Source organism: uncultured Porphyromonas sp. (assembly GCF_934359325.1).
Classification (GTDB): Bacteria; Bacteroidota; Bacteroidia; order Bacteroidales; family Porphyromonadaceae; genus Porphyromonas_A.
This window is the reverse complement of the sequence record NZ_CAKRLH010000121.1, coordinates 1-4,804: the sequence shown is the minus strand read 5'-3', so window position 1 is coordinate 4,804 and position 4,804 is coordinate 1. Positions and strand designations below refer to the sequence as shown.

Below are 4,804 nucleotides of genomic sequence, written 5' to 3'. Positions count from 1 at the left end.
GACCAGTAGTCGTAGATCGTGGTCCTGCCATTTCGTCCCGAGAAGCCCTCCTCATCCATACCATGCTCACCCAGCATCTGTCCGAAGTAGATCATCATCGGACCCGAGTCGATCAGAGCCGACACCGCCACGGCAGGGATCCCCTTGGCACCGGTGCCGACGATGAAGTCACTCGCAAGCCGCTGTTCATCATGATTCTCCATAAAGTGGAGCATCCGACCCGACAGTCCCTCCTGAGACTGCCAGACGGAGGTGATATCGGAGGCGGCTCGCTCTCCTCTCAGCACGCCGATCAGTGTGTCGTAGAGCCCCACCTTGTCGTAGAGGTAGTCCAGCCCCGCATCCAGATGCTCCCGATAGCGCCACGGCTGGTAGATCTCTCCGATGAAGAGGAGCTGAGGGAAGTCGGGATGGAGCCTCCGGATCACCCAGTGCCAGAAGGGTACCGGTACCATCTCCGCCATGTCACACCGGAAGCCGTCCACGCCCTGCATCGCCCAGTGGTAGAGGATGTGGTACATCTTGTCCCAGGTATCAGGCACCGGCTCTCCGAAGTGCCCCACCCCAGTATCGGGATCGACGCCGTAATTGAGCTTCACCGTATCATACCAGTCGTCTCGGGAGGGGTGGGCGTGGAAGACATCATTGCCGGTAGCCCGAGCAGGATACTCTGAGTAGGCGGATGGCTCCGGGCCGTAGTCTGAGCCGATCACCAGCATCTGATCGGTGAGGTAGTAGAAGTTATTGTCCCGCCGGAAGCGCATATCCCGATCATCCCGCTCGCCGAAGTCCTCCTCCAGCTGTGGACTACAGTCCGACTGGTACTGTCGTGCCAGGTGATTGGGGACAAAGTCGATAATCACCCCGAGACCGGAGGCGTGCGTTCGCTCCACCAGCTGCCTAAATTCTTCCCTCCTCTCCTTAGGATCGTCCGCCAGATCCGGATCGACATCGTAGTAGTCCTTGATCGCATAGGGCGAGCCGGCACGTCCCTTCACCACGTCCGGATGATCATGCATGATCCCTGGGTAAGAGGTAGTGGTGGCATGCTCGAGGATACCGGTATACCAGACGTGGGTAAAGCCTAGCTCCCTAAGGTCATCGAGCTTCTCTCGGGTGAAGTGGCTCATTTTACCACAGCCGTTCTCCTCGATCGAACCACCGGGTAGGTTTTTTCCGCTCACGTTGCCATAGAGCCTGGGCAGTGCCTGATAGATCAGCAGCTTGCTATTATCTCCTTTCATGATGATGTTGTCTATGCGTACCACTCTACTGGGAGACCGGGCTTCTTACCGGCAAGAGTCCGATCTATTGCCAAATGTAGCTATTTTCCCTCTGATCCCGGTCTCTGCGACAAGGATCCAAAAAAAGAGGTCCCACAGGACTTGCCTGCGAGACCTCTCAATATATTAGTGATTATCCCTAGGGGGATCGGATCACTTGCTCTTCATGATGACTACGCGGTTCCAAGCGTTGATGTCATAGGGCTGAACGTCAGAGCCCTTGTAGTCGATCGTGATCAGCTCAGAGGGCACACCGTACTCGTTGATGAGCTTGTCAGCTACGTTGCGGGCACGCTTCTCAGAGAGCTGCATGTTATAGTCAGAGGTACCGGTCTGTACGTCAGCATAGCCGGTCACGGTGATCGGGGTGTTGTTAGCCTTTACGTACTCAGCGGTATTGAAGAGGTTGATCTCCTGGTTCTTGTCGATCTTAGAGCTGTCGATACGGAAGTATACGACATTCTCATAGTTCTGAGCAACAACGGTGGGCTGTACCTCGGGGCACTCAGGGCAGCGTACGGGACGCTTGCTGAGCTCAGCATTCTGGCTGCGGAGGTCGTTGAGCTGGCTCTGGAGACCGTTGACGAGATCCCAGTCCATAGGCTGTACGCCGTTGAACTCTACGTCACCTACGTTGAAGGTAAGACCGCCACGGATGCCGGTGATGATGTCACCGTGATCAAAGCCAGGTACGAAAGTAGCCTGAGGAGCGATGGTCAGAGCAACACGCGGGGTGAAGTTGATGTTGAAGTCGATACCGAGGTTGGCAGAGATAGCGTGATCGATCTCACCGAAGAACTGATCATCAGCGCCGTTCACCTTCGTATCCTTGAAGATAGCCTTGAAGTTCTCATCAGACTCATCCTGATCCTTGCCCATGATGTTAGAGCCGAAGTAACCTACACCGAGGTAGGGAACTACGTGGAATACACGATTGGCATCGTAGGGAGCAAAGTAATTGGTGATGTCGAAGAGGAAGTCAAAGTGGGGATTGATGGCGCGAAGCTCGATGGGCTTAGCAGCACCGAAGGCCTTGACATTGTTGTAGTCGATAGCCAGACGGGTACCGAAGTAGGGGTTGTGCCACTGACCTACAGCGATGCCTGCGCTCCAGCTGTACTTGTCGCCGAAGTCTGCGTCTCTCTGAGACTTAACTACAGCACCATCCTTCCAGTGGGTGTAGAAGGGTACGTTGATACCACCGAGAGCCTGGATAAACCAGTGGCTGCTGGTGGGCTCGAAAGCCACCTTATTGGCGGGGGTCTCTGCGAGGTACTCCTCGTTGGACTTTACCTCCTGTGCGTTAGCTGACATGCCGATGAGGCCTGCAGCAACAGCGGAGAGTGTAAGAAGAGTCTTTCTCATAATTTTCAAAATTCGTTAGTGTATCTGTTATGTATAATGTTTGCATTACTAATGGTCAAGTCTCCACGCCCATTGCCGGAGCAGGGCAGCAGGATACCTGCCATTACACCACAAAGGTAGTAAATAAAATCTTATTTCATGAAAAACACGTTCTCTTCGCTGTAAATTAGCTGCCAGGGAGAACTTCTCTGAGCTCACTCCCGACCTCTTACGCGCCTCTCCGTCTCAGGATCTCTGCTCTCAGGATCGCTTCGCGGAGCGTGCGGCTCCGATCCTCGGTGTCGAAGAGACTGCTTCCGAGGCTCTCCTCAGACTTGCCGAGGGTAGCGTGCGAGAGGTGCTCCATCTCATTCTCATGCCTCCGGAGGATATAGTCACTCGGCCGAAGCGTACTGTGGTAGTCTCTCATCCGCATCGTTGTGTCTGTGGAGGGAGGGGTCATCTCCTCTACGCTCCGCACCGAGGGCACAGGCTTGGGTCGGCGCTTACGCTCTCGCTGCAGTCGACCGCGAGCCTTAGCCCGCTTGGAGGACGACCCGAGGAGCTCCCTTAGCTCTTGCTTGATCTCCCCCCACGTCACATCCTCGTCCTCGGCAGACAAGTCCCGGTCGCTCAACGCCTTGGCGTCGGACCTACCCAGTAACTTGCTCAGCACAATGGCCAGCACCAAAACGATGAGTACAATTTCCATATCCACAGTTCTCTATCAGGCGGTATTCCGATCCAAATCTAAGTAAATTGTCTCAGATGCCGGCACTCTCGCTCCCTACACGTCTGACGACTAACGTGACAAAGAGTTTAATCCCCCTCGCTTTTTCGTACCTTTGGGGCGCTAAAGAGACGTATAAGATGCAGAAAACGAAATATCTATACTTAGAGACCTACGGTTGTCAGATGAATGTCGCCGACTCCGAGGTAATCCGTGCCGTGATGCAAACGATTGGGTACGAGACGACCGAGGAGATCGACCAAGCCGATGCGATCTTCCTCAATACCTGCTCCGTGCGAGAGAATGCGGAGCAGAAGATCTACACCCGCCTCTCTCAGCTAAGGGCTCTGCGAGAGAAGCTCTCCCGACCGATCGTCATCGGAGTGCTCGGCTGCATGGCGGAGAATGTGAGGGAGGCACTCATCACCGAGCACCACGCCGATCTCGTTGCCGGTCCCGACTCCTACCAGGATCTGCCCAATCTCGTCAGCGCCGCCGAGGCGGGTGAGCCGGCAGTCAATGTCACCCTCTCCCGCTCCGAGACCTACGCCGACATCGTGCCGGTCAAGCTCCCCGGAGTCCATATCTCGGGATACATATCTATAATGAGAGGGTGTGACCAATTCTGCACCTACTGCATCGTCCCCTACACCCGGGGTCGCGAGCGGAGCCGGGAGGTGAAGAGCATCCTCGCCGAGCTCGACCAGATGCGGGTGATGGGCTACCGGGAGGTGGTACTCCTCGGTCAGACTGTCGATGCTTACTCCTATACAGATGAGCTGGGAGCGACGACCGACTTCCCCCGCCTCCTCGCCTTAGTGGCTGAGCGAGCCCCCGAGATGCGGATCCGCTTTACGTCGCCCAATCCCATGGACATGACCGACGAGACGCTCCACACCATGGCGGCGCACCCCAATATCTGCCGCCACATCCACCTCCCCCTCCAGAGCGGCTCCGATGCGGTACTCAAGCGGATGCGACGCGGCTATGACGTCGCTCAGTATAAGAGTCGCGTGGAGGCGATCCACCGGATCCTCCCCGACTGCGCCATCACCACCGACATGATCACCGGATTTTGCGGCGAGACGGAGGAGGACTCCCGCGATACCCTTGAGCTGATGGAGTGGGTTCCCTTCGACAGCGCCTACATGTTCTACTACTCCGAGCGCCCCGGCACCTACGCTGCCAAGTACCTCGATGACGACGTGCCGGAGGAGGTCAAGATCGACCGACTCAGCCGCATGATCGACCTCCAGCGACGGCTCTCCGAGGAGTCCAATAGGCGTCAGATCGGTCAGGAGGTGGAGGTGCTCGTGGAGGGCTTCTCCAAGCGATCCAGAGCCCAACTCTCCGGCCGCACCTCGCAGGACAAGGTGGTGGTATTTGACAAGAAGGAGGGCGTCCACTTCGGCGACACGGTTCGCTGCCACATCGACGACGTCACCAG

Annotated in this window: 4 protein-coding genes; 1 reads left to right on the top strand and 3 read right to left on the bottom strand. The window is 56.5% G+C overall.

Annotation, left to right across the window (positions count from 1 at the left end; genetic code table 11):
• The 3 genes from Q0F21_RS05330 to Q0F21_RS05320 form a co-directional block, all read right to left on the bottom strand.
• On the bottom strand, positions 1 to 1,244 hold a 1,244-nt coding region (locus Q0F21_RS05330; protein WP_297238079.1), incomplete at its 3' end, for an alpha-amylase family glycosyl hydrolase.
• A 192-nt stretch (positions 1,245 to 1,436) separates the two neighbouring features.
• Positions 1,437 to 2,648, bottom strand: a complete 1,212-nt coding sequence (locus Q0F21_RS05325; protein ID WP_297238077.1) for an OmpA family protein — start codon at positions 2,646 to 2,648, stop codon at positions 1,437 to 1,439.
• 208 nt (positions 2,649 to 2,856) lie between these two features.
• Entirely contained in the window at positions 2,857 to 3,339 is a 483-nt protein-coding gene (locus tag Q0F21_RS05320) for a hypothetical protein (protein ID WP_297238074.1), read from the bottom strand.
• A 158-nt stretch (positions 3,340 to 3,497) separates the two neighbouring features.
• Between Q0F21_RS05320 and miaB the strand changes: the two genes are divergently transcribed.
• Positions 3,498 to 4,804: tRNA (N6-isopentenyl adenosine(37)-C2)-methylthiotransferase MiaB (gene miaB, locus Q0F21_RS05315; RefSeq protein WP_297238072.1), on the top strand; the 1,307-nt coding region annotated here is incomplete at its 3' end.